This window comes from Herbaspirillum sp. NPDC087042, assembly GCF_044745245.1.
Taxonomy (GTDB): Bacteria; Pseudomonadota; Gammaproteobacteria; order Burkholderiales; family Burkholderiaceae_D; genus Herbaspirillum.
Map to the genome: position 1 here is coordinate 271,132 of NZ_JBIUZW010000001.1, position 24,536 is coordinate 295,667.

Genomic DNA, 24,536 nt, shown 5'->3' on the forward strand with positions numbered 1-24,536 from the left:
GGCGTGGCTCCTTATGCCTTGAGCCAGGTGTCGTGCCAGCTGCTGGAGGGCCAGCGGGCATTGTTGTGGCCGTTCTGCACGTTGCGACTGACCACCGAATAGAACTCGCGCTCGGTGGCCATCCAGATCGGCAGTTCGTCGTTGACCGCCTGCACCCATTGGGCATACAGGGCGCGACGCTTGGCCGGATCGATCTCGCTGGCGGCATCGTCGATGAGCTTGTCGACCTTGTCGGATTTCCAGCCGTACTGGTTGGTCCAGGGCGCGCCGGCCGGGCTGCCCGAGCGGTACCACACCGTGGTGGAGACGGCCGGGTCGCCGCGGAACTGGTGCCAGCCGGTGGCGATGTCGAAGTTGCCGTCCTTGTAGATGGCCGTCAGGGCGCCGGCGATATCGTACTGGACGATCTCGACCTTGATGCCGACCGTCTCCAGCGATTGCTGGATGAAGGTGGCCAGCAGAGGCACATCCTCGCCGTTCTGGATCGGCACCAGCTTCAGCGAGAAGCGCACGCCGCCCTTGCCGCGCTTGTAGCCGGCTTCGTCCAGCAAGGCCTCGGCGCGCTTGGTATCGAAGGGATACGGCGGCTTGGCGCCCTTGGGCGAGAACGACGAGGTCGAGGGAATCGGTCCGTTGGCCGGCTTGCCCAGGCCATAGAGGAAGTTGTCGATGAAGTAGCCGATATCGATGGCATGCACGATGGCGCGGCGCACCCGCACATCGGCCAGCTCCTTGCGGCGGAAGTTGAATTCCACGGTGTTGTTGAACTGGTTGGCCTCCAGCCCCTTGCTGCGCACCTCGAACTTGGGGTTCTTGCGCAGCCGGTCGAGGTCGGCCAGGGCCAGTTGCGAATAGGCCGACAGTTGCAGCGAGCCTGTCTCCAGCGCGGCGGTGGCGGCGGACTTGTCGGTGATGATGCGCCAGACGATGCGGTCCAGGTAAGGCAGGCCACGACGCCAGTAGTCGGGATTGCGCTCGGCGATGATGTACTGGCCGCGCTGGTACTCCACGAAGCGGAACGGGCCGGTACCGATGGGCGCGGTATTGGCCGGGTTTTCCAGCACATTGGTCTTTTCATAGACGTGGCGCGGCACCACGTAGCCGAGATCGGCCAGCGCGCGCAGCAGCAGGTCCAGCGGCATCGGACGCTCGTAACGGAAGACCACGGTGTGGGCGTCGGGGGTGTCGACCGCATGCAGGTAGAGATGCAGGGCGGTGGCGTAGTTGAGCTGCTTCTTCCACAGTTCCAGCGCGTTGTACTGCACATCGGCGGCGGTGAAGGGCTTGCCGTCGTGCCACTTCACGCCTTCACGCAGCTTGAAGGTGATGGTCTTGCCATCGGCCGAACTGCTCCAGGAGGTTGCCAGTTGCGGTACCGGCTTGCCGTCGGCATCCAGGTCCACCAGTGATTCGATGATCTTGCTGGTGACGATGTAGACACCGGTGGAGGCGCGCAGGGACGGATTGAGGATGCGCTGTTCCGAACCGAGGTGGACGTTGAGCACGCCGCCACGGCGTGGTTCGGTCTGCGAGAAGGAAATCGAGGGCCAGGCGGTGGAGACCAGCAGGGCTCCGGAAGAGAGCAGAAATTGACGGCGGTTTGCGCGCATTGTTTTTCCCGAGAGGATGTTGAATTGAAACACCCGCGCAGCGTAAGACAGGCCATGCCCGCTGCGGAACGACCGATTTCGCATTTGTTAATACGTTTGTCGTCGTCCGGTCATGTGGCGGGAACCCGCCGGGTGAGGCGCATGGACGCAGGCGGGCCGGACGCCATCGCGCCCTGCCCGCCTGCCGTCGTCACTGCTATCGTGGCTGCTGCGTCCTCAGACGTTCAGAGGGAACAGGTGATTGACCACCACCAGTACCACCAGCAAGGCGATGCCGGTGATGAGACTGCCGGCGATGAGTTTCTTCTCGATGGGCAGCAGAGGCTCCACCACCTTGGTGGCCGCCAGTTCCTGCTTCAGTTCTGCATGCGTGGGTTGTTGCGACATGGACGTTTCCTTAAAATAATCAGTTGGCCAGCGGCGGCTTGACACCGGCAAAGAAGATCCACGACACCAGCAGGCCGACCCAGATCACGAAGCCGAACAGGCTCAATGCATAGACCCCGACCAGCTTGCCCAGGCCGTCTTCCCACAGCTTGCGGAAGTTGGACAGCACACCGATGGAGAAGAAGGTCAGGATGAAGAAGATCACCCGGAATGTGTTGGCCACCCCCACCGACGGCGTGAGCTTGGCCAGCGTCTCCGGCGAGCTGGTGGTGGCCAGCCAGAAGCCGATCAGGAAGGTCGCCACGAAGCCCAGGATGAACTTGGGGAAGCGTTCCCAGATCTCGCTGGCCCGCGCACGCGGCTGGCCGGCCTGGACGTTGATATGGTTGGTCCAGACATAGGCCAGGATGAAGGCCCAGATGCCGATGAAGACATCGATGAACACCTTCACGGTGGCCGTGGTGCCGAGGATCCAGCCACTCTGGTAGTGGATGCCCTGGGCGGCGTTCTTGGCCTGGATCAGCGCCTCGGTGATGCCGCCGGCGGCCACGGCCGCACCATCGGTCTTGACCGCCAGGCCCAGCCAGGCAGCGGCTACCAGCGGCTCATGCCAGAGGAAGGTCTGCGCCAGCCAAGGCAGCACCAGTACCTCGATGACCGCGAAGATCACCACCAGCGAAGACACCAGTACCGGCACCGCCGGGCGTGAGCGGATCGCGCCGCCGGTGGCGATGGCCGCTGCCACGCCGCAGATCGAGATGCCGGAAGCCAGCGGTGCGGCCCATTCGCGCGAGAAGCCGAACCACTTGCGCGCCACGAAGTACACCACCGCCCAGTAGATCAGGTAGGCCTCGATGATGGCCGCCAGCCCCCGCAGTAGCACCGAGCTGGCCAGCGACAGCTTGCCGGCGATGGTCACGGCGATGAAGCCGCCCAGGATGACGATGGCGATCTTGATGTAGAGCTCGGGGCGGATGGCTTCCTTGAGCCAGTCGGCAAAGCGCGGGAAGACATTGCTGATGACCAGGCCGACGATGAGGGCCACCACGAAGCCGCCCTCGTTGGTCAGCCGCAGTGACCAGCCGATGTCGAACTTCTGCAGGTCGGCCGGCGTCACGGCGGCCAGGTAGGCATTGTTGCCGATGAACCAGCTCAGGTAGGCCAGTGCAAACACCACCGTGAAGCTCAGTGCGAAGCGTCGCACCGGCAGTTTCAGCAGCGACGCGCCCAGCGAGAGCACGGCCAGCAGCGCCAGGTAGGTCACCAGCAAGGCGCCGATGCCGCCCAGACCGGCGTAGTTCTTGGCGGTCGGGCCGAGGGCACCGGCCGGGTCTTGCCAGACCGAGGTGGACACCACCCAGCCCAGCAGGTTGGCACCGGCCAGGCCGCTCAGGGCCAGCGCAAAGATCAGCAGGCCTATGCCCAGGGCCAGCCAGTCTTCGTTGAAGCGGGCAGTTCGCCCGACCTGCGAATTGACGGCATTGGCGATTGTTGGATTCGACATTTGACAGACACCTCCACATGAGACGCCGCGACCCGGTGATCGTATTGTTGGCGGCCACGGCGTTGCTTCGACGACTTGCCGGCCCCTCCCTGCGGGATGCCGGCTGCTCAGGTTGGCCGTGCCGCGCTTTATGACGCGAGCCGCCCGGTGTGAGGCGGCGTTAGCGTCGTCAGGCTTTGGCGATGATGTTGTTGATGGTGCGCGCACGGATGCCGCCAACTTACCGCGCCCGGGTGGGCGGGGGAACGAATCGATTTGCATATCCTTGCGCAGCTTTTGCAAGCGCTGCCGCGTGATGAATGCAGGGTTTTCTTATGCGTTTTCCGCATTTCAAATTTTCCTTTTATTCGTTCACCAAAGCGGGGACCGGTCTTAGAGTGAGCCCATGGATTGCCGTCTATAGCCATCAAGTAAATAGCGGCAAGTGCTACCACCCCGTTCATGGAGAGTTCCAATGTCGTCCCTGAGTGCCATCCCCAAGCCCACCTCCCCTCAAGCGTCCCGCGAGTTGCCACCCGAGCTGGCCGCCATCCGCGACCAGGCCGCCGCTGCCGGCTTGCCCTATGCCGGCGGGATTGCCCCGCAGGCCGCCTGGGCACTGGTGGCTGCCGGCAAGGTGCTGCTGGTCGATGTGCGCAGCGCCGAGGAGCGCAAGTTCGTCGGCCATGTGCCGGACAGCCTGCACGTGGCCTGGGCGACCGGCACGGCGCTGTCACGCAATCCGCGCTTCGTGCGCGAACTGGAGAGCAAGATCGGTGGCAAGGACGTCCCGGCGCTGCTGCTGTGCCGCAGCGGCAAGCGTTCGGCGGCGGCGGCCGAGGCGGCCAGCAAGGCCGGACTGACCTGTATTTTCAATGTGCTGGAAGGCTTCGAGGGCGAGATCGATGCCACGCAGCAGCGCGGGAAGGCCGATGGCTGGCGTTTCCATGGCCTGCCCTGGGTGCAGGACTGAGCGCCTGATTGCAGGCATCGATCTCCCCTGCCCTCGTGCAGCCGCCGGCTTGAACAAGAACAGTCACGACTATCCCATGGCCAATTTCGATATCCACCAGATCGTCCAGTCCCTGCATGAAGCGCGGGTGGACTGGCGGGTCACCCAGCGGCGCAATAATGATTCCAATGGCCGCGAATTCCCCTCGCGCGATGCGCTTGACGGCATCGTCAATACGCTCAAGGGCGTGCTCTTCCCGATGCGCCTGGGCCCGCCCGACCTGCGCCAGGAGAGCGAGAACTTCCACGTCGCCCATGCCCTCGATGCCGCCCTGCATGCGCTGCTGGAACAGGTAAGGCTGGAACTGAAGTACAGCGCCGGCCTGCTCGGGCAGGCCACGCCCACGCTGGACGAGGATGCCATCTCCATCACCCGGGCCTTTGGTGCCTCGCTGCCGCAGATCCGCAGCCAGCTCGATACCGACGTGCTGGCGGCTTACCAGGGTGACCCCGCTGCGCGCAGCGTGGACGAGGTGCTGCTGTGCTATCCCGGCACCCTGGCCATGATCCATTACCGCCTGGCGCACCGGCTGTACCAGCTGGGCCTGCCACTGCTGGCGCGCATCATCGCCGAACTGGCCCATGGCGCCACCGGTATCGACATCCATCCCGGCGCGCAGATTGGTGCGGGCTTCTTCATCGATCATGGCACCGGTGTGGTGATCGGCGAGACCGCCATCATCGGCAACAATGTGCGCATCTACCAGGCCGTCACGCTCGGGGCCAAGCGCTTCCCCACCGACGCCGACGGCAAGCTGGAGAAAGGCCGGGCCCGCCATCCCATCGTCGAGGACGATGTGGTCATCTATGCCGGGGCCACCATCCTGGGCCGTATCCGCCTGGGACGGGGCGCGGTCATCGGCGGCAATGTCTGGCTCACGCATGACGTACCGGCCGGGGCCCACATCTCGCAAGCGGCTTCGCGCGAGGATGCGCTCTCGCTGGTCAGCGCGGCGGCGGCATGAGCAGCGCGCCCACAACGCCGCGCACGGCCGACGAGGAGGCGCTGGCCAGTGCGCTGGTGCAAAGCTTTGGCATCGGCGTGCGCCAGTTGCGACGTGCGCGCGGCTGGTCGCAGGAGCGGCTGGCCGAGAACTCCAACCTCAACCGCTCCTACATCGGCGAGATCGAGCGTGGCACCGCCATCGCCTCGCTGGTGACGGTGGAGAAACTGGCCACGGCGCTGACCCTCTCGCCCTCGGCCCTGGTCACCCACGGAGAACACATCAATCAGCAGAACCTGGTGCGTGGCCTCAAGTTGATGGCTATAGCATGTTGAGGCCCAGGCCCGCAGCCGCGACACTTCGCCTGCCCTTTTTTTGACGCACTGTCCCACGTACTGATCGCGCACCCGTGCGCATCCAGCAGTCCCTGCAACCTTACCCTACGGAGTCCAGATGTCCGCAACTGTCGGCGGTACCACCGCACTCGGCGATAACGCAGCACGGCAACTCGCCAATGCCACCAAGACCGCACCCCAGCTCGACACCATCAGCCCACGCTGGCTGACCCACCTGCTGCAATGGGTACCGGTCGAGGCTGGCATCTATCGCCTGAACAAGGTCAAGAACCCGGAATCGATCAAGGTCACCTGCACCGCCCGCCAGGAAGAAAACCAGCTGCCGCGTACCTTCGTGGACTATGAAGAGCAGCCGCGCGAGTACTTCCTCAACGCGGTCTCGACCATCCTGGACGTGCACACCCGCGTCTCGGATCTCTACAGCAGCCCGCACGACCAGATCAAGGAGCAGCTGCGCCTGACCATCGAGACCATCAAGGAAAACCAGGAAAGCGAACTCATCAACAACCCCGACTACGGCCTGCTGGCCCAGGTGACCGAGGAGCAGCGCATTTTCCCGCTGACCGGCGCACCCACCCCGGACGACCTGGACGAGCTGCTCACCAAGGTCTGGAAGGAACCGGCCTTCTTCCTGGCGCACCCGCTGGCCATCGCCGCCTTCGGCCGTGAAGCCACCCGTCGCGGCACGCCCCCGCCCACCATCAGCCTGTTCGGCTCGCAGTTCATCACCTGGCGTGGCGTCCCGCTGATCCCCTCGGACAAGGTGCCGGTGGCCGATGGCAAGAGCAAGATCCTGCTGCTGCGCGTGGGCGACAAGCGCCAGGGCGTGGTTGGCCTGTACCAGCCGGGCTTGCCGGGCGAACAGAGCCCGGGCCTGTCGGTGCGCTTCATGGGCATCAACAACCATGCCATCGCCTCCTACCTGATCTCGCTGTATTGCTCGCTGGCCGTGCTGACCAGCGATGCGCTGGCGGTGCTGGACGATGTCGAGATCAACAAGTATCACGACTATCCCGATACCTACAAATAAGAGGTCGCCATCGTGAGCATCCTCACTTCCGCATCCGAGGGCGCCGGCTTGCCGGGCCAGGACGCGTCGGCCGCGCCGTTCGATCCGGCCCAGCTGGCGCGACTGGCCACCGAGCTGTTTGCCGCGTCCTCCTTCCCCGGGGCTGCCCGGGTGCCGGGGGCGCAGCCACCGGCCAACTTCACGCCGCCGGCTTCGCCCCTGTCCAGCCCTGCCGGCACCAGCCAGGGCGTGCCGGGCACGGCCATTCCGCAGGGACTGGCACCGGGTCTGAACCTGATCCCGTCTTCGCCGCATCAGGTGCTGACGCTGGGTAACCGTGCGCCGTCGCTGGCTCCGGCTGCCGCTGCTGGCAACGGTACCCCCGACAAGGTCTTTTCCACCCTGCCGGCCTATGAGCCGCGCCTGGGCGGCGCGGTCATCGGTGCGCCACAGGCAGCCCCGGCAGCCGCTCCGGCGGCAGCTTCCACGGCGGGCTATTACTTCCTCGACGGCGGTCATGGTCATCCGGGTGCCGCCCAGGTGGGGCCTGCTGCCAGCACGGAGCCGCAGTATTACTTCCTGCACGCAGTGGAGTTGCCCAGCGGCTATGTGACACCGGCCAAGCCGGCGCCGCATGCGGTGCACCAGCCTGCTGGCGCCAACCAGGCGGCGGCTTTCGACGTGCATGCGGTGCGCCGCGACTTCCCTATCCTGCAGGAACGCGTCAATGGCCGCCAGTTGATCTGGTTCGATAACGCTGCGACCACCCAGAAGCCGCAGTCGGTGATCGACCGCATCAGCGAGTTCTACCGGCGCGAGAATTCCAACATCCATCGCGCTGCGCACGAACTGGCCGCGCGGGCCACCGATGCCTATGAAGGTGCACGGGAGCGTGTACGCGCCTTCCTCAATGCACCCGATGTGAACGAAGTCATCTTCGTGCGTGGCACCACCGAGGCCATCAACCTGGTGGCCAAGTCCTGGGGCGGCAAGCATGTGGGCGCGGGCGACGAGATCATCGTCTCGCACCTGGAGCACCACGCCAACATCGTCCCCTGGCAACAGCTGGCGGCCGAGAAAGGCGCCAAGCTGCGGGTGATCCCGGTGGATGATTCGGGCCAGGTGCTGCTGGATGAATACGCCAAGCTCTTGAACGAGCGTACCAGGATCGTGGCCGTCACCCAGGTCTCCAATGCCCTGGGCACGGTCACCCCGACCCGCGAGATCATCGAGCTGGCCCGCCTGGCCGGCGCCCGCACGCTGGTCGATGGCGCGCAATCGGTGTCGCACATGCGCACCGACGTGCAGGCACTGGGGGCGGACTTCTTCGTCTTCTCCGGTCACAAGGTCTTCGGTCCCACCGGGATCGGCGCCCTGTGGGGTCGGCGCGAGGTGCTGGAAGACATGCCGCCCTGGCAAGGCGGCGGCAACATGATCGCCGACGTCACCTTCGAGAAGACGGTGTTCCAGCCGCTGCCCAATACCTTCGAAGCCGGCACCGGCAATATTGCCGATGCCGTCGGCCTGGGCGCGGCCATCGACTACGTCAACCGCATCGGTATCGAGAACATCGCCAGCTACGAGCATGCCCTGCTGGAGTATGGCATGCACAAGCTGGGCGAGATTCCCGGCCTGCGCCTGATCGGCACGGCGGCCCACAAGGCCAGCGTGATGTCCTTCGTCCTCGATGGCTACAGCACCGAGGAAGTGGGCCGGGCACTGAACCAGGAAGGTATCGCCGTGCGCACGGGTCACCATTGCGCCCAGCCCATCCTGCGCCGCTTCGGGGTGGAAACCACGGTACGGCCTTCGTTGGCGTTCTATAACACCTTCGAGGAAATCGATTGCCTGCTCACGGTGGTACGACGCCTGTCGGCCCAGCGCGGGCGGCGTTGAAGGATAGACCTGCAAGACCTGACGGCCGCTTCATGCGGCCGTTTTTGTTAGCTTTTCGCGATGATGCAAAAAGCGCATAAGCACATGAAAAATGGGCGCAGCGCGATCATATCGGCTGTCTTAGTATCGTTTCCATTACCTTGATTACTATGGAACTGCGATGCCAGAAACGACTTCGGATATTGCCATCGTCGGCGGTGGTTTTGCCGGCACGGTCACCGCCATCAAGCTCTTGCGCGCCGTGACCGCCAGCGGCCAGCACGCGCCGCTGACGCTGACCCTTATCGAGAGCCGCGCCGAGATCGGCCGCGGCATCGCCTACAGCACCGACAATCCCGACCATATCGTCAATGGCACGGCGCAGCTGTTCGGCCTCTACCCGGACCAGCCCACCCACCTGCCGCAATGGCTGGCCCGCCATGCCCAGCGCCATGGCTGGACGCCACCGCCCGGCGTGGCCGAGGCCGGCTTCCTGGAGGCTTTTCCTCCGCGCTGGCTTTACGGCAGCTATCTCCAGGATGAACTGCGGCAGGCCGCGCAGGATGCCGGAGCGCTGGTACGCCTGGAGACTCTGCAAGGCCGTGTGGTCGACCTGCTGCCGCAGGCGCAGACGGCCGGTCATACGCTGTTGCTGGAGGACGGTCGCCGCCTGTCGGCCCGCCGCGTGGTGCTGGCCCTGGGCCTGTTCCGCAAGGGCGAGGACCGTTTCGTGGGCTCGCCGGAACAACGCCAGGCCCTGGGTGCGCGCTATATCGACGACGTCTGGAATGTCGCCGCCTGGCAAGGCGCAGCGCAGGACGAGGATATCCTGCTGATCGGTTCCAGCCTGACGGCGCTGGATGCCGCCTTCAGCGCCGACCGGGCCGGCTTCAAGGGGCAGTTCCATGCCTTGTCGCGCCATGGCTTGCTGGTGCAGCCGCGCCGCGCACAGACAGCCTGGCCCGATGTGCTCGATGGCCAGCGCCTGCCTGCCACCCTGCGCGAGCTGCTCAGGGCTACCCGTGCGGCGCGCCGGTCCGTGCGCGCCGCCGGCGCCGACTGGCAGCACCTGCCGCCGGCCATCCGCCCCCATGTGCCAGCCCTGTGGGCCAAGGCCAGCCCGGCCGACCGGCGCCGCTTCCTGCGCCATCTGCGCCCCTTCTGGGAAATCTCGCTGCACCGTGCCGGCCCCGAATCCAGCCGCAAGCTGGCCGGCTACCAGCAACAGGGCCGCCTGCGCCAGCTGACCGGTCGTCTGCACGGCTTGCAACGGGTCGGTGACAAGGTCGCCGTGCAATGGACGCCACGCGGCCAGGACACCGTCCAGACCCTGCTGGTGGACCGCGTGGCCAATGCCGCCGGCTACGAATTCGACTGGCAGCACATCCGCGATCCGCTGGTGACGGCGCTGCAGCGTCGCCGACTGGTCCGTCGTCATGCCACCGGTTTCGGCATCGATGCCGATCCGGGAACGGGCGCGCTCTACACCACCGACGGGCAATTGCAGGAGGGCCTGTTTGCCGTGGGCCATCCGCTGCGCGGCGTGAACTGGGAGTCCAACGCCATCGGCGAACAACTGGCCGGCGCCACGCTGACCGCCCATGCACTGGCAGCCGCACTCCACGCTGCATCGACGGCACTGCAGCCCGCCGAAAGCCTCTGATCCTTCATCCTCACCATCATGACCCAAGCCAAACCACAACTCGCCCTCGGCGCCTTCCTCATGCAGACCGGCCACCACATCGCTGGCTGGCGCCATCCCGAGGCCCAGGCCGATGCCGGCAGCCATTTCGCGCACTATGTTGCGCTGGCGCGCCAGGCCGAAGCGGCCAAGTTCGATGCCATCTTCATCTCGGACTCGGTGGGCGTGCGCAACCGCAACCTGGCGGCGCTGTCCCGCACCGCGCGCGCGGACCAGTTCGAGCCGCTGACACTGCTCTCGGCGCTGGCTGCGGTGACCGAGCGCATTGGCCTGATCGGCACCGCCTCGACCTCCTTCAACGAGCCCTTCAACATCGCCCGCAAGTTCGGTTCGCTGGACCAGATCAGCGGCGGCCGGGCCGGCTGGAACCTGGTGACGTCCAGTGGCGATGGCGAGGCCGAGAACTTCAACCTCGATCGCCACATCGACCACGCCCTGCGCTACGAGCGCGCCGCCGAGTTTCATCAGGTGGTCCAGGGCCTGTGGGACAGCTGGGAGGATGATGCCTTCCTGCGCGACAAGGAGAGCGGCCAGTATTTCGACCCCGACAAGCTGCACGTGCTCAACCACAAGGGCAAGCATTTCTCGGTGCGTGGCCCCTTGAACGTGGCCCGCTCGCCGCAAGGCCGGCCGGTGCTGGTGCAGGCCGGCGCCTCCGAGGCCGGGCGCGACCTGGCCGCACGTACCGCCGAAGTGGTCTTCGTGGCGCACCAGACCTTCGACGAGGCGCGCAGCTTCTATGCCGACATCAAGCAGCGTGCCGCCGCCTATGGCCGTGCCCCCGAGGAGATCCGCATCATGCCGGGCGTGTTCCCGGTGGTGGCGCCGACCCGCGCCGAGGCCGAGGAGAAATTCCAGGCCCTGCAGGAACTGATTCCCACCGTGGTGGGCGTGAGCCTGTTGTCGCAGATGGTCGGCTTCGATCTCTCGCCCTATCCGGTCGATGGGCCGCTGCCGGAACTGCCCGCCACCAATGGCGCCAAGAGCCGCCAGCAACTGATGGTGGACCTGGCCCGGCGCGATGGCCTGTCGATCCGCCAGACCTACCTGCGCATCGCCGGTGCGCGCGGCCACCAGCAGGTAGTGGGCACGCCCAAGGACATCGCCGACCTGATGGAGTCCTGGTTCCGGGACGGTGGCGCGGATGGTTTCAACATCATGTCACCGGCCCATCCGGTGGGCCTGTCGGACTTCATCGCGCTGGTGCTGCCGGAGCTGCGCCGGCGCGGCCTGTTCCGCACCGACTACCAGGGCCGCACCCTGCGCGAGCACCTGGGCCTGCAGCGTCCGGCCCATCCGGCAGCGCGCTGACCGATGCGGGCCTTGCAGGAGCGCCCGCCGGGCTTGCTGGCGGACATCCGCTTCGTCCTCACCGACATGGACGAGACGCTGACCTGGCGCGGCCGCTTGTCGGCAGCCACCTATCTCGCGCTGGAGCAGTTGCAGCAGGCCGGCATCCGCGTCATCCCGGTGACGGCGGCACCGGCCGGCTGGTGCGACCAGATGGCCCGCATGTGGCCGGTCGATGGCGTGATCGGCGAGAACGGCGGTTTCTTCTTCCGCCGCGAGGGTGAGCATGGGCTGGTCCGCCGCTTCTGGCATGGCGATTACGCCGACGCCGTCCTGCAGCAGTTGCGCGACAAGGGGGAGCTGGTGCTGCGCCAGGTCCCCGGTGCCAGGCTGGCCGACGATCAGCCGTTTCGCCTGACCAGCCTGGCCTTCGCGCGTGATGGCGACGTCGCGCGTGAGCAGGCGCTGGCGACCTCGCTGCGCGCCTTGGGGCTGGATGTCACGGTCAACAACCTGTGGGTGCTGGGCTGGATAGGCGGCTATGACAAGCTGGCCGCGGCCCGCAAGGTGCTGCAAGACGACTATGGCGTCAGCGACGAGCAGGCGCAGCGGCTGCTGGCCTACAGCGGCGACTCCCTCAACGACGCCCCCATGTTCGGGCACTATCGCCATACGCTGGGTGTGTCCACCATCCGCAGCTGCCTGGCGGACTTGCCACGGGCGCCGGCCTGGGTCAGCGCGGGGCCGGGGGGCGCCGGCTTCGTCGAGTTCGCCCAGGCCATCCTGGCCGACCGTGCCGGGCGTGCTCGCGATCAGTAGAGCCCGGCTTCGGTACGCTGCGGCAGTTCGCGATCGTAGGCCGCACCATCGAAGACGCCGCCACTGAGGCGATGATGCATCTGGCCCGGGCTGGGCAGGCTGGTACGCGCCACCTGCGCCTCGGGCGACCACAGGGCCGAGCGCACGATGGATTTGGAGCAGTGGAAGTAGGCGGCATCGATCTCCACCACGATCACGCTGCGCGGCAGCTTGCCGCGCATCTCGAAGCGCGCCAGCAGGGCCGGATCGATGGAAATCGTGGCGCGTCCGTTCACGCGCAGGGTCTCGCCCACACCGGGAATGATGAACAGCAGCGATACACGCGGATCCGCCAGGATATTGCGCAGGTTGTCGACGCGATTGTTGCCGGGACGGTCCGGCACGGCCAGCGTGCGCTCGTCGAGGATATGGACGAAGCCGGCCGGGTCGCCCTTGGGTGAGCAATCCAGCCCCTCCTCACCGACCGAGGCCAGCACCACGAAAGGCGAGGCACGCACGAAAGCCTGGTAGTCGGCATTGAGATGATCGAGTTCCTTGACCAGGGCGCGCTCGGTGGGCTGGCCGTAGACGGCATCGAGCTGCTCCAGGGTGGTGATGCGATGACTCACGACACGCTCCTTCACGAAAAGAGGGAGGCCAGTATAGCGGCAAGAACGATCCCAGGCCGCGCCGATTTTTCGCATATTCAAAGGCGGAAATAGTCGTTCCTCATCCTGTTTCCCCTTCCTATACTCGCTCCCATTTGGTGCATGCCGCACCAGATCGCCATGCCCGCACCTGCGCGGTTCGCCACGAGCACCGATGCAGGCCTGCGCGGCGGCGTTCCTGATTCCACAACAACAAGGGAAGATCCTATGCAATCGCTGACTCTGAAAACGGCCTTCACGCCGCTGTTCCTGGCAATGACACTGGCCCTGGCCTCGGGCGCGGCCCATGCCGACAAGCTGGACGACATCAAGAAGGCCGGCGTACTGCGCGTGGCCGCCTTCGACGGCAATCCGCCCTTCGGTTATGTCGATGCCACCACCCGCAAGATCATCGGCCTGGACGTGGACTATGCCAATGAGCTGGGCAAGAAGCTGGGCGTGAAGGTGGAGATCGTGCCGACCAATCCGGCCAACCGCATTCCCCTGCTGACCGCCAACAAGGTCGACCTGGTCTTTGCCAACTTCACCATCACCGAGGATCGCGCCAAGGTGATCGACTTCAGCATCCCCTACATCGCTTCGGGCCAGCAGTTCCTGGCCAAGAAGGGTGTGCTCAAGAACGCTGATGACATCAAGAAGGTCCGCGTAGGTACCGACAAGGGCACCACCATGGAAACCACGCTGCGCGAGAAGTATCCCGATACCAAGGTCGTGCTCTATGACGACACCCCGCTGGGCCTGGCCGCCCTGCGCAATGGCAATATCCAGGCTCTGAGCCAGGATGGCACCAAGCTGACCGCGATCCTGGCTACGCTGCCCGACAAGGATAAGTACGAGATCCCGGCCTTCGCCATCTCGGAAGAATATGAAGGCGTGGGCGTGCCCAAGGGCGAGACCCGCCTGGTGAGCTACCTCAACGACTGGCTGCGCGAGCTGGAAAAGAACGGTACCGCCCAGCAGATCTATGACAAGTGGTTCGGCCCGCAAAGCGCCCAGCCGCTGCCGCGCCTGTTCAAGATCGGCGATACCCGCCTGAGCCAGAAGTAAATCATTTCCCTCCAGCGGCAAGGCGGCCGGCATTGTGCCGGCCGCTTGTCGTTGCGGCCTGCTGAGTCCGTTTGATTCCGATTTATTCCGATGATGTCCCATTTCCTTGCCGGCCCCTGGCTGGCGCCCAAGTACCTGCTGTGGATGTGGCAAGGGTTCCTGGTCACGCTGTGGCTGACGGCCCTGGTGGCCCTGCTGGCGACCTTGCTGGGCGCGGTACTGGCCAGCGCGCGTGCCAGCCGCTCGCCGTTCTTGCATGTACCGGCGACGCTCTATACGTCGCTGTTTCGCAATACGCCATTGCTGGTGCAGTTGCTGTTCTGGTATTTCGGCGTGCCCAGCCTGTTTCCCGAGGGCGCGATGGAGTGGCTCAACGGCGACCACGTGCTCCACCTGTTCGGGCCGCTGGCCTTGCCATGGCCGTCCTATGAATTCCTCGCGGCGCTGTGCGGGCTGGTGTTCTACTCCAGCGCCTACATCGGCGAGGAGATCCGCTCCGGCCTGCGTGGTGTGCCGGCCGGACAAGCCCTGGCCGCTGCCGCCATCGGCATGACGCGTGGCCAGGTGCTGCGTCATATCGTGCTGCCGCAGGCGATACGGCTGATCCTGCCCTCGCTGCTGGGCCAGTACATGAACATCCTCAAGAACACCTCCCTGACCATGGGCATCGGCCTGGCCGAGCTGTCCTATGCCTCGCGCCAGGTGGAGTCCGAGACCTTCTTGGCCTTCCAGGCCTTCGGCGTGGCCACCCTGCTCTACATCGGCGCCATCGCCCTGATGGAAACCGCCGGCCACCGGCATCTGCGCGCGCGTCGCCTGCGCCAGGGGAGGCATTGATGCAACTGGCCGTCCTGCACGACAACCTGTCCTATCTGCTCTGGGGCAATTATCCCGATGGTCCGCTGGGTGGCGCGGCGCTGACCGTGATCCTGAGTGCCGGCTCGGCCCTGCTCTCGGCCCTCCTGGGGCTGTTGCTGGGAATCCTGCTGGCCATCGGCCAGGGACCATGGCATCGCCTGCTGGTGGTGCTGCTGGGCTTCCTGCGCGCCATCCCGGTGCTGATGCTGATCTTCTGGACCTACTTCCTTTTGCCCATCGCCTTCGGCATCGACGTGCCGGGCGTGCTGTCGGTGATGCTGGCGTTGTCGCTGGTGGGTGGCGCCTACCTGGCCCATGCAGTGGCCGCAGGTATCCACGGCATCGGCAGCGGCCAGTGGCAGGCGGCCCTGTCGCTGGGAATGCCGCGCGGGCAGGTGCTGCGCTACATCATCCTGCCGCAGGCGCTGCAAATCATGCTGCCCTCCTTCGTCAATCAATGGGTCACGCTGGTCAAGGACAGTTCGCTGGCCTATATCGTCGGCGTGGGCGAGCTTTCTTTCGTGGCGGCCCAGGTCAATAGCCGCCTGATGGTGTATCCGGCCGAGGTGTTCCTGCTGGTGGGATTGCTGTATTTCATCCTGTGTTCGGCGCTGGAGCAATGCGCCCTGCGGGTCGGCCGTTACTACCAGGCGGCAGGCCAGCCGGGTGGGCGCTGAACTGCATTTAGCGCATAAGGATATCGATTTTTATTCGTTCCGCGCAGCTTGCCCCATTCATTAGAGTGATCGACTTCCACGCAACAGGAATGAACCCACTCCATGAGCAAGCCTAATTTCTCCGCACTCTCCCTGAGCCGTATCGCCACCGCCGTGGCCGGCACTGCCATCCTGCTGGCGACCGTGCCGGCACACGCCGATGCCACGCTGGACAAGATCAAGAGCCGTCACAAGATCGTCATCGGCGTGATGCTCTCCGGCGGTCCCTTCGGCTCCATCGACCCGTCCAACCAGAAGCCGGTCGGCTGGAACGTCGAGCTGGCCCAGGACATTGCCCGCCAGCTGGGCGTGGAGCTGGAAACCGTGCAGGTGCAGCCGTCCAACCGCGTGCAGTTGCTGCAACAGGGCAAGGTTGACCTGCTCATCGCCGGCATGGAATGGACCCAGGAACGCAACGAGATCCTCGGTTTCGCGCCCACCCCCTTCTATCGTGTCGGCGGCATCGCCATCGTCCCCGCCGACAGCAGCATCCGCCGCTGGGAAGACCTGCGCGGCAAGGAAGTCTGCCTGTCCCAGGGCAGCAACTACGCCAAGCCGCTGGCCAACGACTACGGCGCCACCCCCAAGGGCTTCAAGGGTTCCTCGGAGTCGCTGCTGGCACTGCGCGGTGGCAATTGCGTGGCGGCCGTGCATGACGCCACCCTGATCAATCCGCTGGTGGCCACCAATCCGGAGTGGAAGAACTACCGCACCATCGCACCCGAACTGATCCCCGGCAACTCGGTGGTATGGACCCGCAAGGGCGAACAGGATACCGCCGCCGCCGTCGACAAGATCGTGCAAGGCTGGCACAAGAGCGGCTGGCTGATCGCAACCGAGAAGAAGCTGGGCATCACCCCGCCTTCGCTGGCCCTGCCCGAGCTGCAAAACAAGTTCAAGAGTGCCTGAGCCAAAGGCATGACGATCTCGCAGTGGCCCGAGGCGGCCGTGGCAGCCATCAAGGCGGCCGGCCTCAACTATGAATTCCTGCTTGCGGCCAGTGAGCGCACCTCCTTCCTGCAAGGGCTGGTGGTGACGATCGAACTGGCGCTGGCCGCCATCGTCTGCAGCCTGGTGGCCGGGCTGTTGCTGGCGGCCATGCTGGTGTCGCGTCAGCGTGCGCTGGCCTGGCTGGCGCGCGGTTTTGTCGAGCTGACCCGCAACACGCCCACGCTGGTGCAGCTCTACTGCGCCTTCCTGGTGCTCAACATGCTGTTGACCGAAGCCCTGAAGCTGTCCGGCGGCAATCCGCTCACGCCCTTCATCTGGGTGGTGATCGTGATCTCGCTGCACAAGGCGGCCTTCCATGCCGAGTCGCTGCGCGCGGGCCTGCAGGCGGTGCCGCCGGTGATGCTGGAGGCAGCGGCCTCGCTGGGCTTTTCGCCGACGCGGCGGCTGTGGCTGGTGCAGTTCCCGCTGGCGCTGCGCTTTGCCCTGCCCAGCCTGGTCAACAACCTGGTGGACCTGGTCAAGATGACCACCGTGGCCTCGGCCATCGCGGTGGGCGACGTGACCTACCAGTCCATCATGATCTGGAGCCAGCGCGACAATGTGCTGGAGCTGATGCTGCTGATGCTGGTCTTCTTCGGTGTGTTGACCTGGCTGGTCAACCAGGCCGGACGTGTACTGGAACAACACTGGAGGATGCCTGGCTATGGCCGATAACAGTGAACTGACGGCCCCGATCGCCCTGGCGAGCGGGCGCACCCTGCGCAGCATCACGCTGCCCGCCATCACCGCCGTGGCGCTGGCGGCGCTGCTGGCCCTGACAGTGCTGTGGCTGATTCCCGCCTGGCAGGGCTGGCCGCTGGCCGCCCACCTGCAACGCTGGCTGCCGGCGCTGCTGTGGGGCATGCTCGCCAACATCCAGATCAGCGTACTGGCCATTGCCATCGGCACGGTGGCGGGCCTGTTCGTGGGGGCGCTGCAGCTCTCGCCGCTGGCCCCGGTAGCGCGCCTGGCACGCTGGTATGTGCAGGTGTTTCGCAATGCGCCGATGCTGATCCTGATCTATTTCAGCACCTACGTCTTCCCCTTCGAACTGCACCTGGGCAGCCACTACGTGGCCTTCCCGGACTGGATCAAGGTGACCCTCGGCCTGGCCCTGCCGGCCAGTGCCAATGTGGCCGAGATCTTCCGTGGCGCCATCGGCTCGATCCCCTCGGCGCAGTGGGAGGCCGCGGCCCTGCTGGGACTGCGCCGTTCGCAGGCGTATCGCTGGGTGATCCTGCCGCAGTGCCTGCGCCGCATGCTGCCGCCGTGGATGAACCTGTACGCCACCATCACCATGGGCACCGCCCTGGCCTCGCTGGTGGGCGTGAAGGACTTGCTGGACACCGCACAGATCGCCAGCAGCACCGTCAACCGGGTCGATTTCACGGTGGCCGTGTACTTCCTGACGCTGCTGATGTTCTTCCTCTACTGCTATCCGATTTCGCGTTTGACGCAATACCTGGAAAAGAAACATGCCTTCCATTGACTCCCCAACGAGCGCACAGCCCCTGGTCAGCCTGCGCGATGTGCATCTGACCCTGGGCGGCAATGCCATCCTGCGCGGCATCGACCTTGAGGTGCAGCGCGGTCAGGCGGTCTCCATCATCGGGCCCTCCGGCTCGGGCAAGTCCACCATCCTGCGCTGCGTGACGGGGCTGCTGCGCCCGCAGGCGGGCCAGATCATCCTCGATGGCGTGGATATCCGCGCCCTCAAGTCCGAGGCGCAACTGGCGCAATTGCGCCAGCGCGTGGGCTTCGTGTTCCAGCAATACAACCTGTTCCCGCACCTGACGGTGCTGGAGAACCTGGTGATGGCGCCGATCCGCATCCTTGGCCTGGGCCGCGCCAGCGCGCGCAGCCGTGCGCTTGGGCTGCTGGAACGGGTGCGCCTGGCCGGCAAGGCCGACGCCTATCCGGGCGAGCTCTCCGGCGGCCAGCAGCAGCGCGTGGCCATTGCCCGGGCGCTGGCGATGCAACCGGAACTGATCCTCTTCGACGAAGTGACCTCGGCACTGGACCCAGAAATGGTCGGCGAAGTGCTGACCGTGATCCGTGAACTGGTGCAGGACGGCATGACCTGCGTGCTGGTCACCCATGAAATGCGCTTTGCCGAGGAAGTCAGCGACCAGGTCTATTTCATCGAAAGCGGTCGCGTCATCGAGCATGGCCCGGCGCATCACATCTTTACCGAACCGGACAACGAGCGTACCCGTGCCTTCCTCAACCGCGCGCTCAATGGCGAACGCGCCACGGCACGCAACAGCTTCGCGCCCATCGATTTCAACCGGCTGAGCTTCTCGGTCTAGCCGCTCCCCCGACAACAGATACCGACTACAGACAGGACATCCTCATGAGCATCGCCCAAGAACGCGCCACCGCCGTGGCATCCACCCTGGCCCGCATCCGCCAGATCGAACAACAGCAGGGCGAACAGGGCATCAGCCGCGCCGCACTGCAGGCCATCACCGAGGTCTTGCAGGCGCTGGCCGAGCGCCGCGACCTGTTCAGCTTCGCCGATTTCCCGCCGCCGCAGGCCGACAGCGGCGCCACCTCGACCCGCTACTACCTCAACCACGAGGGCGCCGACACCGACAAGGACGATATCGCCCTGTATCTGAATTCCATCATCCCCGGCAAGACCACCTTCCCGCACAACCACGACACCTGGGCGGTGATCGTGGCCGTCAGCGGCCAGGAACTCAACCGCCTTTATGAGCGCGAGGATGACCGCTCCGACCCGGAACAGGCGCGCATCCGCCTGGCTCGCGAACTGGTGGTGCAGCCCGGCACGCCGATCAGCTTCCTGCCGGACGACTTGCACAGCATCCATGTACAAGGCGATGCACCGACCCTGCACTTCCACCTTTATGGCCGCCCGCTGGATACCCTGACGGGCCGCATCGGCATCGACCCGCAGAGCGGACGCATCCTCAACTACAACCAGAACTTCTTCAACCGCGCGGAGAAAGCCGCATGAGCCGCCACCTGCATACCGAACTGATCCACGCCGGCACGCCGCAACTGGCCTCCGGTACCGGCCCGGTCAATGTGCCGGTGGTGCGCACCAGCACCCTGCGCTACGCCAGCACGGCCGAATACGATGACATCCACCAGCGCCGCGCCGCCGGCGAAAACGTGGCCGCCTATGGCCGCCATGGCCTGGAGACCCATCGCGCGCTGGAAAGCGCCATCGCCACCCTGGAAGGCGGGCGCCATTGCTTCCTCGCGCCCTCGGGCCTGGGCGCCATCACGCTCACGCTGCTGGCGCTGCTCTCGCCGGGCGAGCATGCGCTGGTGCAGGACAGCGTCTATTCGCCCCTGCGACGGGTGGACCACAGCCTGCTCAAGCGCTTTGGCATCGAACTCAGCTATTTCTCGCCCTCGCGCGACGACGTCGCCAGCCTGATCCGGCCCGAGACGCGCCTGCTCTATCTGGAGGCGCCCAGCTCGTTGCTCTATGAAATCCCCGACCTGCCGGCGCTGTCGGCACTGGCACAACGCCACGGCGTGATCGTGGCCACCGACAACACCTGGGCCTCGGGCTACCTGTATCGTCCGCTGCAACTGGGGGCGCAGGTGTCCATCCTGGCGGCGACCAAGTACATCTCCGGCCATTCGGATGTCATGCAGGGCGCCGTGGTGGTCAATGACGATGCACTGGCGCAGCGCATCCGCGAGGCCAGCGACAGCCTGGGACTGGCAGTCAGCCCGGATGACGCCTACCTGTCCCTGCGCGGCATCCGTACCCTGCCGGTGCGGCTGGCGCAGCACCAGGTCAATGCCCTGCAGGTGGCGCAATACCTGGAATCGCATCCGCAGGTGGACCGCGTGTTCTACCCGGCACTGCCCTCCGACCCCGGCCACGCCTTGTGGAAGCGTGACTTCAGTGGCGCCAATGGCCTGCTGTCGTTTGCCTTCCGCCAGGCCGACGGCGAGCAGGCCCGCCGCTTCATCGATACGCTGGAGCTGTTTGCCATCGGCGCCTCCTGGGGCGGCTACGAAAGCCTGGTGCAACTAGCCGCGCCGGCAAGACTGGCCGAGCACAGCTACTATGACGGCAGCCAACCGGTCGTACGCCTGCACGTCGGCCTGGAGAATCCCCACGACCTGATCGACGATCTCTCGCGCGCCTTCCAGGCCGCCCTTGCCCACTGAACCGACACCGACACCGACACCGACATCATGGCTGATCTCATCTCTTCGACGACCCTGAAACACTGGCTGGACCAGCGCGCCGAACTGGCGCTCTTCGATGTCCGCGAAGCCGGTCAATTCGGTGAAGGACACCTGTTCTTCGCCACTCCGCTGCCCTACAGCCGGCTGGAACTGGACGCGCCACGCCTGGCCCCGCGCAAGGAGGTACGTGTGGTGCTGGTGGACGACAACGACGGCGTCGCCGGCCGCGCGGCCACCCGGCTGGAAGCCCTGGGCTACCGCCAGGTACTGGTGCTGGATGGTGGCGTGCCGGGCTGGGAGACGGCCGGTCATACGCTCTTCAAGGGTGTCAACCTGCCCTCCAAGACCTTTGGCGAACTGGTCGAGCATGCCTATCACACGCCCCACATCAGCGCGCTCGAACTGGAACAATGGCGCCGCGACGGCAAGCCTTTCGTGCTGCTCGATGGCCGCACGCTGGAAGAACATCACAAGATGACCATCCCCGGTTCGGTGGCCTGCCCCAATGGCGAACTGGCCTACCGCATCGCCGCGCTGGTGCCTGATGCCGACGTGCCGGTGGTGGTCAACTGCGCCGGCCGCACGCGCAGCATCCTGGGCGCGCAGACCCTACGCAACCTGCAACTGGCCAATCCGGTGCTGGCGCTGGAAAACGGCACCCAGGGCTGGTACCTGGCCGGCCTGACGCTGGAGCATGGCAGCCAGGCGCGCTATCCCGACCAGGTCCCCGACGACCTGACGGCCGCCCGTGGTGCCGCCGAACGCTTGCGTCGCCACTTCGCCATTCCGCGCCTGGATGCGGCCCAGGCCCAGGCCTGGATCGATGACAGTGCGCGTACTACCTTCGTGCTGGATATCCGCAGCGAGGCCGAGTATCGCACCCGCACGCTGCCCGGTGCCGCACATGCGCCCGGTGGCCAGCTGATCCAGGCCACCGATCAATACGTGGGGGTGCGCAACAGCCGGCTGATCCTGCTGGACGACGAACAGGTGCGCGCACCGGTCGTGGCCAGCTGGCTGTATCAGCTGGGCTTCGACGTGGCGGTGCTGGAACAGGGCATCGCCACCCCGCTGCGCCTGCCGGCGGCACCGGTGGAGCGCTGGGCGCTGCCAGCGGCCAATACGCAACTAGTTACGGAGCAGCTCAAGCAAGGCCGTGCCAGCCTGCTCGATCTGCGCAGCAGCGCTGCCTATCTGAAGGAACATGCCCTGAGCAGCCAGTGGCTGGTACGCGGGCAACTGGGGCAATGGATCAGGTCGCAGGAGGCAACGCCGCACACGGTCTACCTGATTGCCGACAGTGAGGCGCTTGCGGGGCTGGCGGCGCGGGACTTGCGCGAGGCCGGTGTGGGCGAGATTGCCTGGATCGCCGGGCTGGAGCCTTTACGGCAAGCCAATTGGCCCACGGCCGTGGATGCAGCGGCGCTGTCGCCGCAACAGCGCGTCGACTACCTGTTCTTCGTGCATGACCGCCATGAAGGCAATGCCGAGGCGGCACGCCAGTACCTGGCCTGGGAGACGGCGCTGATCGCGCAATGCGGCGAAGGGGAATTGGACGTCTTCCGGCTGGACAGGTTGCCGGCCTAGTCGAGGATGGCCTGCAGACGGGCCAGGGCGTCATCAATCACGACCTCGGGAGCCTTCTCGATCTTGCGGGCGCCCCTGGCTTCCAGGTCCATCATGCGGATCTGGTTGACCAGCGCCGCGCCTTGGGTCCGGGTGCCGGCGCCACTCAGGCTGACGGCAAAACCGGCGTGACGGGCAAAGTCACCTCCCTGCGTGATGGGCGCCACCAGCACCGTACCCATCACATTGAACACGGACGTCGACAGGATCAGCGCGGGCCGATGCTCGCCGCGCTGTTCGTGACCCTGTGTCGGCTCCAGGTTGACGACCACGATGTCGCCACGCTCGAACTTGACGCGCCTCACCATGTCTCGCGGCCTACCGGCTTGAGCTTGCTCCACGCGGCCATGTCCGCCGGTTCTGGCGCCTTGACGTCGCATTGAGCGACCAGGTCTTCGAGCGCATAGGTATGGCGCTTGGGCTTCAGTAGCGCGCCTTCGGGGCGGATATCGACCGTGAGCTTGTCGCCCAGCTTGACATTGAGCAGGCTGAGAAATTCGGTGGACAGGCGCACTGCCGCGCTGTTGCCCCATTTCTGGATCGAGAGTTCCATGCATATCTCCGTAATGTAGATACATTGTATAAACACGCATTCGGTAGTTCAAGTGTTGCGTAGATACAATGTATCTACCATCTTGCACGTCATGAGATTTTCGCACGAAGCACTTGGGGTGATGCAGAACGTGCTGCAGGCGATCGCATTGAACCTACATTTCTCGATCGAATTCTTTGTCGCCAGCAACGCTGTCCGCCTATCCGGAGGTGCTTCGATCCCGGCCGCCGACCATCGCATAAGCACATACGAATTCATTCCTTTCCGACGGCAATTTCCCCTTTCTATACTGGTTGGCGCTGTTGTTGTACCCCTCTCCACGCCACGGTTCAGAAAGGACCTCCATGCAATCGGATCGCCGCGACTTGCTCAAACATCTGGCGCTAGGCAGCGCCGCCCTGCTCACCCTGCCGGCGCTGCCCCTGCGTGCCGCGCCGGCCAGGCCCGATGTCATCCGCATCGGCGTGGCGCAACCGGGCATCGGCAATCCACCGGTGTTCTCGGGCAGTTCGGCGGCGGTGGCCAATGCAAAGGGCTGGGTCGAGGAAGAATTCAAGGCCGATGGCATCAAGGTCGAGTGGTTCTTCTTCAAGGGCGCCGGTCCTGCGGTCAACGAGGCACTGAGCAACCAGCAACTGGACTTCGCCTTCCAGGGCGACCTGCCGGCCATCGTGGCGCGTGCTGCGGGCCTGAAGACCAAGCTGGTGCTGGCCACCGGCGTGCGCTCCAACATCTACCTGGCGGTGCCACCGGATTCGCCGATCCAGTCGGTCAAGGACTTGCGCGGCAAGCGCGTGGCCATCTTCAAGGGCACCAATGCACAGTTGCCCATCAACCGCGTACTCGAAGCCAACGGCCTGCAGGAGCGCGAGCTGCGTTCTATCAACCTGGACCAGGCCACCACGCTGGCGGCACTCTCCACCAAGGATATCGACGCCGCCTTCGGCAACATCAACCTGCTGCGCCTGCGCGACAAGAACGCGGCCCGCATCGTCTTCACCAGCAAGGGGGCCTCGCCCATCTTCACCACCCAGTCGCATGTGCTGGTGACCGAGCAGTTCGCCCAGCACTATCCCGACACCACGGCGCGCGTGGTCAAGGTCTTCGTCAAGGCGGCCAAGTGGGCTTCCGACGAGGTCAACCGCGATGAGGTGCTGCATCTCTGGGCCAAGGCCGGCACGCCCTACGAGCACTGGCGTGAGGACTATGACGGCCAGCCGCTGCGGGTGCGCATCAATCCCAACTTCGATCCCTTCCTCATCGCCCGCTACAAGGACTCGGTGGAACAGGCCTATCGCTTCAAGCTCAGCCGCGCGCGCTTCGATGTGGACCAGTGGATCGACCAGAGCTACCTCAAGGCCGCCCTGAAGGACTTGAAGCTGGAGAACTTCTGGCCGGTGTTCCAGCCCGATGGCAAGATCCTGGGAGCGTAAG

At 65.4% G+C, this 24,536-nt stretch carries 25 protein-coding genes; 19 read left to right on the forward strand and 6 right to left on the reverse strand.

The genetic code is table 11. The features are described 5' to 3' along the window. Nucleotides 1-11: 11 nt before the first annotated feature. The 3 genes from ACIPHN_RS01190 to ACIPHN_RS01200 all read right to left on the reverse strand — a co-directional run bounded on the left by ACIPHN_RS01190 (nt 12) and on the right by ACIPHN_RS01200 (nt 3,501). Nucleotides 12-1,610 (reverse strand): ABC transporter substrate-binding protein, encoded by a 1,599-nt coding sequence (locus ACIPHN_RS01190; protein WP_400431555.1) that lies wholly within the window; start codon nt 1,608-1,610, stop codon nt 12-14. A gap of 216 nt (nt 1,611-1,826) precedes the next feature. Continuing rightward, nucleotides 1,827-1,997 carry a hypothetical protein gene (locus ACIPHN_RS01195; RefSeq protein ID WP_400431558.1) on the reverse strand — a complete coding sequence of 57 codons (171 nt, stop codon included), beginning with the start codon at nt 1,995-1,997 and terminating at the stop codon, nt 1,827-1,829. Between the two features lie 19 nt (nt 1,998-2,016). Further along, a complete protein-coding gene (locus tag ACIPHN_RS01200; protein WP_400431561.1) occupies nt 2,017-3,501 on the reverse strand; it encodes a putative sulfate exporter family transporter in 1,485 nt (494 codons plus the stop codon). A 454-nt stretch (nt 3,502-3,955) separates the two neighbouring features. Here ACIPHN_RS01200 and ACIPHN_RS01205 point away from each other — a divergent pair, with 454 nt between their 5' ends. From ACIPHN_RS01205 to ACIPHN_RS01240, 8 genes are all read left to right on the forward strand, one after another. Further along, a complete protein-coding gene (locus ACIPHN_RS01205; RefSeq protein ID WP_400431564.1) occupies nt 3,956-4,453 on the forward strand; it encodes a rhodanese-like domain-containing protein in 498 nt (165 codons plus the stop codon). Nucleotides 4,454-4,529: 76 nt separating this feature from the next. Next, a complete protein-coding gene (gene epsC, locus ACIPHN_RS01210) occupies nt 4,530-5,456 on the forward strand; it encodes a serine O-acetyltransferase EpsC (RefSeq protein ID WP_400433128.1) in 927 nt (308 codons plus the stop codon). Beyond that, on the forward strand, nt 5,453-5,770 hold the full coding sequence (locus ACIPHN_RS01215) for a helix-turn-helix domain-containing protein (protein ID WP_400431567.1): 318 nt from the start codon (nt 5,453-5,455) through the stop codon (nt 5,768-5,770). Before epsC ends, ACIPHN_RS01215 begins: the two co-directional genes overlap by 4 nt. 118 nt (nt 5,771-5,888) lie before the next feature. Further along, nucleotides 5,889-6,821, forward strand: coding sequence for a family 2A encapsulin nanocompartment shell protein (locus tag ACIPHN_RS01220; protein WP_400431569.1), 933 nt, complete (start codon nt 5,889-5,891; stop codon nt 6,819-6,821). A 12-nt stretch (nt 6,822-6,833) separates the two neighbouring features. Next, nucleotides 6,834-8,696 carry a family 2A encapsulin nanocompartment cargo protein cysteine desulfurase gene (locus ACIPHN_RS01225; protein ID WP_400431572.1) on the forward strand — a complete coding sequence of 621 codons (1,863 nt, stop codon included), beginning with the start codon at nt 6,834-6,836 and terminating at the stop codon, nt 8,694-8,696. Nucleotides 8,697-8,856: 160 nt separating this feature from the next. Further along, nucleotides 8,857-10,338, forward strand: a complete 1,482-nt coding sequence (locus ACIPHN_RS01230; protein WP_400431575.1) for an FAD/NAD(P)-binding protein — start codon at nt 8,857-8,859, stop codon at nt 10,336-10,338. 18 nt (nt 10,339-10,356) lie between these two features. Further along, nucleotides 10,357-11,688, forward strand: coding sequence for an LLM class flavin-dependent oxidoreductase (locus ACIPHN_RS01235; protein ID WP_400431578.1), 1,332 nt, complete (start codon nt 10,357-10,359; stop codon nt 11,686-11,688). Between the two features lie 33 nt (nt 11,689-11,721). Next, nucleotides 11,722-12,486, forward strand: coding sequence for an HAD family hydrolase (locus ACIPHN_RS01240; RefSeq protein WP_400431581.1), 765 nt, complete (start codon nt 11,722-11,724; stop codon nt 12,484-12,486). Here ACIPHN_RS01240 and ACIPHN_RS01245 read toward each other — a convergent pair. Then, the gene (locus ACIPHN_RS01245) at nt 12,480-13,094 is read right to left on the reverse strand and encodes a pyridoxamine 5'-phosphate oxidase family protein (RefSeq protein ID WP_400431584.1); all 615 of its coding nucleotides are present in this window, start codon (nt 13,092-13,094) and stop codon (nt 12,480-12,482) included. The genes ACIPHN_RS01240 and ACIPHN_RS01245 overlap by 7 nt on opposite strands. A 294-nt stretch (nt 13,095-13,388) precedes the next feature. Here ACIPHN_RS01245 and ACIPHN_RS01250 point away from each other — a divergent pair, with 294 nt between their 5' ends. The 10 genes from ACIPHN_RS01250 (at nt 13,389) to ACIPHN_RS01295 (ending at nt 22,510) form a co-directional block, all read left to right on the forward strand. After that, nucleotides 13,389-14,180, forward strand: a complete 792-nt coding sequence (locus tag ACIPHN_RS01250; protein ID WP_400433131.1) for an ABC transporter substrate-binding protein — start codon at nt 13,389-13,391, stop codon at nt 14,178-14,180. Nucleotides 14,181-14,270: 90 nt separating this feature from the next. Then, nucleotides 14,271-15,017 carry an amino acid ABC transporter permease gene (locus ACIPHN_RS01255; protein WP_400431587.1) on the forward strand — a complete coding sequence of 249 codons (747 nt, stop codon included), beginning with the start codon at nt 14,271-14,273 and terminating at the stop codon, nt 15,015-15,017. Beyond that, nucleotides 15,017-15,715: an amino acid ABC transporter permease gene (locus ACIPHN_RS01260; RefSeq protein ID WP_400431590.1), complete on the forward strand. Its 699-nt coding sequence runs from the start codon at nt 15,017-15,019 to the stop codon at nt 15,713-15,715. The genes ACIPHN_RS01255 and ACIPHN_RS01260 overlap by 1 nt, the downstream gene beginning before the upstream one ends. A gap of 102 nt (nt 15,716-15,817) precedes the next feature. Next, nucleotides 15,818-16,663, forward strand: coding sequence for a transporter substrate-binding domain-containing protein (locus tag ACIPHN_RS01265; RefSeq protein WP_400431593.1), 846 nt, complete (start codon nt 15,818-15,820; stop codon nt 16,661-16,663). 9 nt (nt 16,664-16,672) lie between these two features. After that, nucleotides 16,673-17,419 (forward strand): amino acid ABC transporter permease, encoded by a 747-nt coding sequence (locus ACIPHN_RS01270; RefSeq protein ID WP_400431595.1) that lies wholly within the window; start codon nt 16,673-16,675, stop codon nt 17,417-17,419. After that, nucleotides 17,409-18,233 carry an amino acid ABC transporter permease gene (locus ACIPHN_RS01275; RefSeq protein ID WP_400431598.1) on the forward strand — a complete coding sequence of 275 codons (825 nt, stop codon included), beginning with the start codon at nt 17,409-17,411 and terminating at the stop codon, nt 18,231-18,233. The genes ACIPHN_RS01270 and ACIPHN_RS01275 overlap by 11 nt, the downstream gene beginning before the upstream one ends. Then, complete coding sequence (locus ACIPHN_RS01280) at nt 18,220-19,053, forward strand: amino acid ABC transporter ATP-binding protein (protein WP_400431601.1); 834 nt, start codon at nt 18,220-18,222, stop codon at nt 19,051-19,053. The genes ACIPHN_RS01275 and ACIPHN_RS01280 overlap by 14 nt, the downstream gene beginning before the upstream one ends. Before the next feature lie 44 nt (nt 19,054-19,097). After that, entirely contained in the window at nt 19,098-19,724 is a 627-nt protein-coding gene (locus ACIPHN_RS01285; protein ID WP_400431604.1) for a cysteine dioxygenase, read from the forward strand. Beyond that, nucleotides 19,721-20,902, forward strand: coding sequence for a cystathionine beta-lyase (gene metC / locus ACIPHN_RS01290; protein ID WP_400431607.1), 1,182 nt, complete (start codon nt 19,721-19,723; stop codon nt 20,900-20,902). Before ACIPHN_RS01285 ends, metC begins: the two co-directional genes overlap by 4 nt. Nucleotides 20,903-20,929: 27 nt before the next feature. Further along, nucleotides 20,930-22,510, forward strand: coding sequence for a rhodanese-like domain-containing protein (locus ACIPHN_RS01295; RefSeq protein ID WP_400431610.1), 1,581 nt, complete (start codon nt 20,930-20,932; stop codon nt 22,508-22,510). On the opposite strand, the gene ACIPHN_RS01300 is transcribed toward ACIPHN_RS01295, so the two are convergent. Together ACIPHN_RS01300 and ACIPHN_RS01305 are read right to left on the reverse strand one after the other, a co-directional pair. Further along, nucleotides 22,507-22,857 carry a type II toxin-antitoxin system ChpB family toxin gene (locus ACIPHN_RS01300; protein ID WP_400431613.1) on the reverse strand — a complete coding sequence of 117 codons (351 nt, stop codon included), beginning with the start codon at nt 22,855-22,857 and terminating at the stop codon, nt 22,507-22,509. The two genes, ACIPHN_RS01295 and ACIPHN_RS01300, sit on opposite strands and share 4 nt — an antisense overlap. Continuing rightward, nucleotides 22,851-23,102 carry an AbrB/MazE/SpoVT family DNA-binding domain-containing protein gene (locus ACIPHN_RS01305; RefSeq protein WP_400431616.1) on the reverse strand — a complete coding sequence of 84 codons (252 nt, stop codon included), beginning with the start codon at nt 23,100-23,102 and terminating at the stop codon, nt 22,851-22,853. Before ACIPHN_RS01305 ends, ACIPHN_RS01300 begins: the two co-directional genes overlap by 7 nt. A 344-nt stretch (nt 23,103-23,446) precedes the next feature. Between ACIPHN_RS01305 and ACIPHN_RS01310 the strand changes: the two genes are divergently transcribed. Then, nucleotides 23,447-24,535: an ABC transporter substrate-binding protein gene (locus tag ACIPHN_RS01310; RefSeq protein ID WP_400431619.1), complete on the forward strand. Its 1,089-nt coding sequence runs from the start codon at nt 23,447-23,449 to the stop codon at nt 24,533-24,535. Nucleotide 24,536: the final 1 nt, after the last annotated feature.

Coding starts and splice junctions, on each gene's coding strand:
- ACIPHN_RS01190 (WP_400431555.1), bottom strand. CDS start 1,610: ATGCGCGCAAACCGCCGTCAATTTCTGCTCTCTTCCGGAGCCCTGCTG.
- ACIPHN_RS01195 (WP_400431558.1), bottom strand. CDS start 1,997: ATGTCGCAACAACCCACGCATGCAGAACTGAAGCAGGAACTGGCGGCC.
- ACIPHN_RS01200 (WP_400431561.1), bottom strand. CDS start 3,501: ATGTCGAATCCAACAATCGCCAATGCCGTCAATTCGCAGGTCGGGCGA.
- ACIPHN_RS01205 (WP_400431564.1), top strand. CDS start 3,956: ATGTCGTCCCTGAGTGCCATCCCCAAGCCCACCTCCCCTCAAGCGTCC.
- epsC (WP_400433128.1), top strand. CDS start 4,530: ATGGCCAATTTCGATATCCACCAGATCGTCCAGTCCCTGCATGAAGCG.
- ACIPHN_RS01215 (WP_400431567.1), top strand. CDS start 5,453: ATGAGCAGCGCGCCCACAACGCCGCGCACGGCCGACGAGGAGGCGCTG.
- ACIPHN_RS01220 (WP_400431569.1), top strand. CDS start 5,889: ATGTCCGCAACTGTCGGCGGTACCACCGCACTCGGCGATAACGCAGCA.
- ACIPHN_RS01230 (WP_400431575.1), top strand. CDS start 8,857: ATGCCAGAAACGACTTCGGATATTGCCATCGTCGGCGGTGGTTTTGCC.
- ACIPHN_RS01235 (WP_400431578.1), top strand. CDS start 10,357: ATGACCCAAGCCAAACCACAACTCGCCCTCGGCGCCTTCCTCATGCAG.
- ACIPHN_RS01250 (WP_400433131.1), top strand. CDS start 13,389: ATGACACTGGCCCTGGCCTCGGGCGCGGCCCATGCCGACAAGCTGGAC.
- ACIPHN_RS01255 (WP_400431587.1), top strand. CDS start 14,271: ATGATGTCCCATTTCCTTGCCGGCCCCTGGCTGGCGCCCAAGTACCTG.
- ACIPHN_RS01260 (WP_400431590.1), top strand. CDS start 15,017: ATGCAACTGGCCGTCCTGCACGACAACCTGTCCTATCTGCTCTGGGGC.
- ACIPHN_RS01265 (WP_400431593.1), top strand. CDS start 15,818: ATGAGCAAGCCTAATTTCTCCGCACTCTCCCTGAGCCGTATCGCCACC.
- ACIPHN_RS01270 (WP_400431595.1), top strand. CDS start 16,673: ATGACGATCTCGCAGTGGCCCGAGGCGGCCGTGGCAGCCATCAAGGCG.
- ACIPHN_RS01275 (WP_400431598.1), top strand. CDS start 17,409: ATGGCCGATAACAGTGAACTGACGGCCCCGATCGCCCTGGCGAGCGGG.
- ACIPHN_RS01280 (WP_400431601.1), top strand. CDS start 18,220: ATGCCTTCCATTGACTCCCCAACGAGCGCACAGCCCCTGGTCAGCCTG.
- ACIPHN_RS01285 (WP_400431604.1), top strand. CDS start 19,098: ATGAGCATCGCCCAAGAACGCGCCACCGCCGTGGCATCCACCCTGGCC.
- metC (WP_400431607.1), top strand. CDS start 19,721: ATGAGCCGCCACCTGCATACCGAACTGATCCACGCCGGCACGCCGCAA.
- ACIPHN_RS01295 (WP_400431610.1), top strand. CDS start 20,930: ATGGCTGATCTCATCTCTTCGACGACCCTGAAACACTGGCTGGACCAG.
- ACIPHN_RS01300 (WP_400431613.1), bottom strand. CDS start 22,857: ATGGTGAGGCGCGTCAAGTTCGAGCGTGGCGACATCGTGGTCGTCAAC.
- ACIPHN_RS01305 (WP_400431616.1), bottom strand. CDS start 23,102: ATGGAACTCTCGATCCAGAAATGGGGCAACAGCGCGGCAGTGCGCCTG.
- ACIPHN_RS01310 (WP_400431619.1), top strand. CDS start 23,447: ATGCAATCGGATCGCCGCGACTTGCTCAAACATCTGGCGCTAGGCAGC.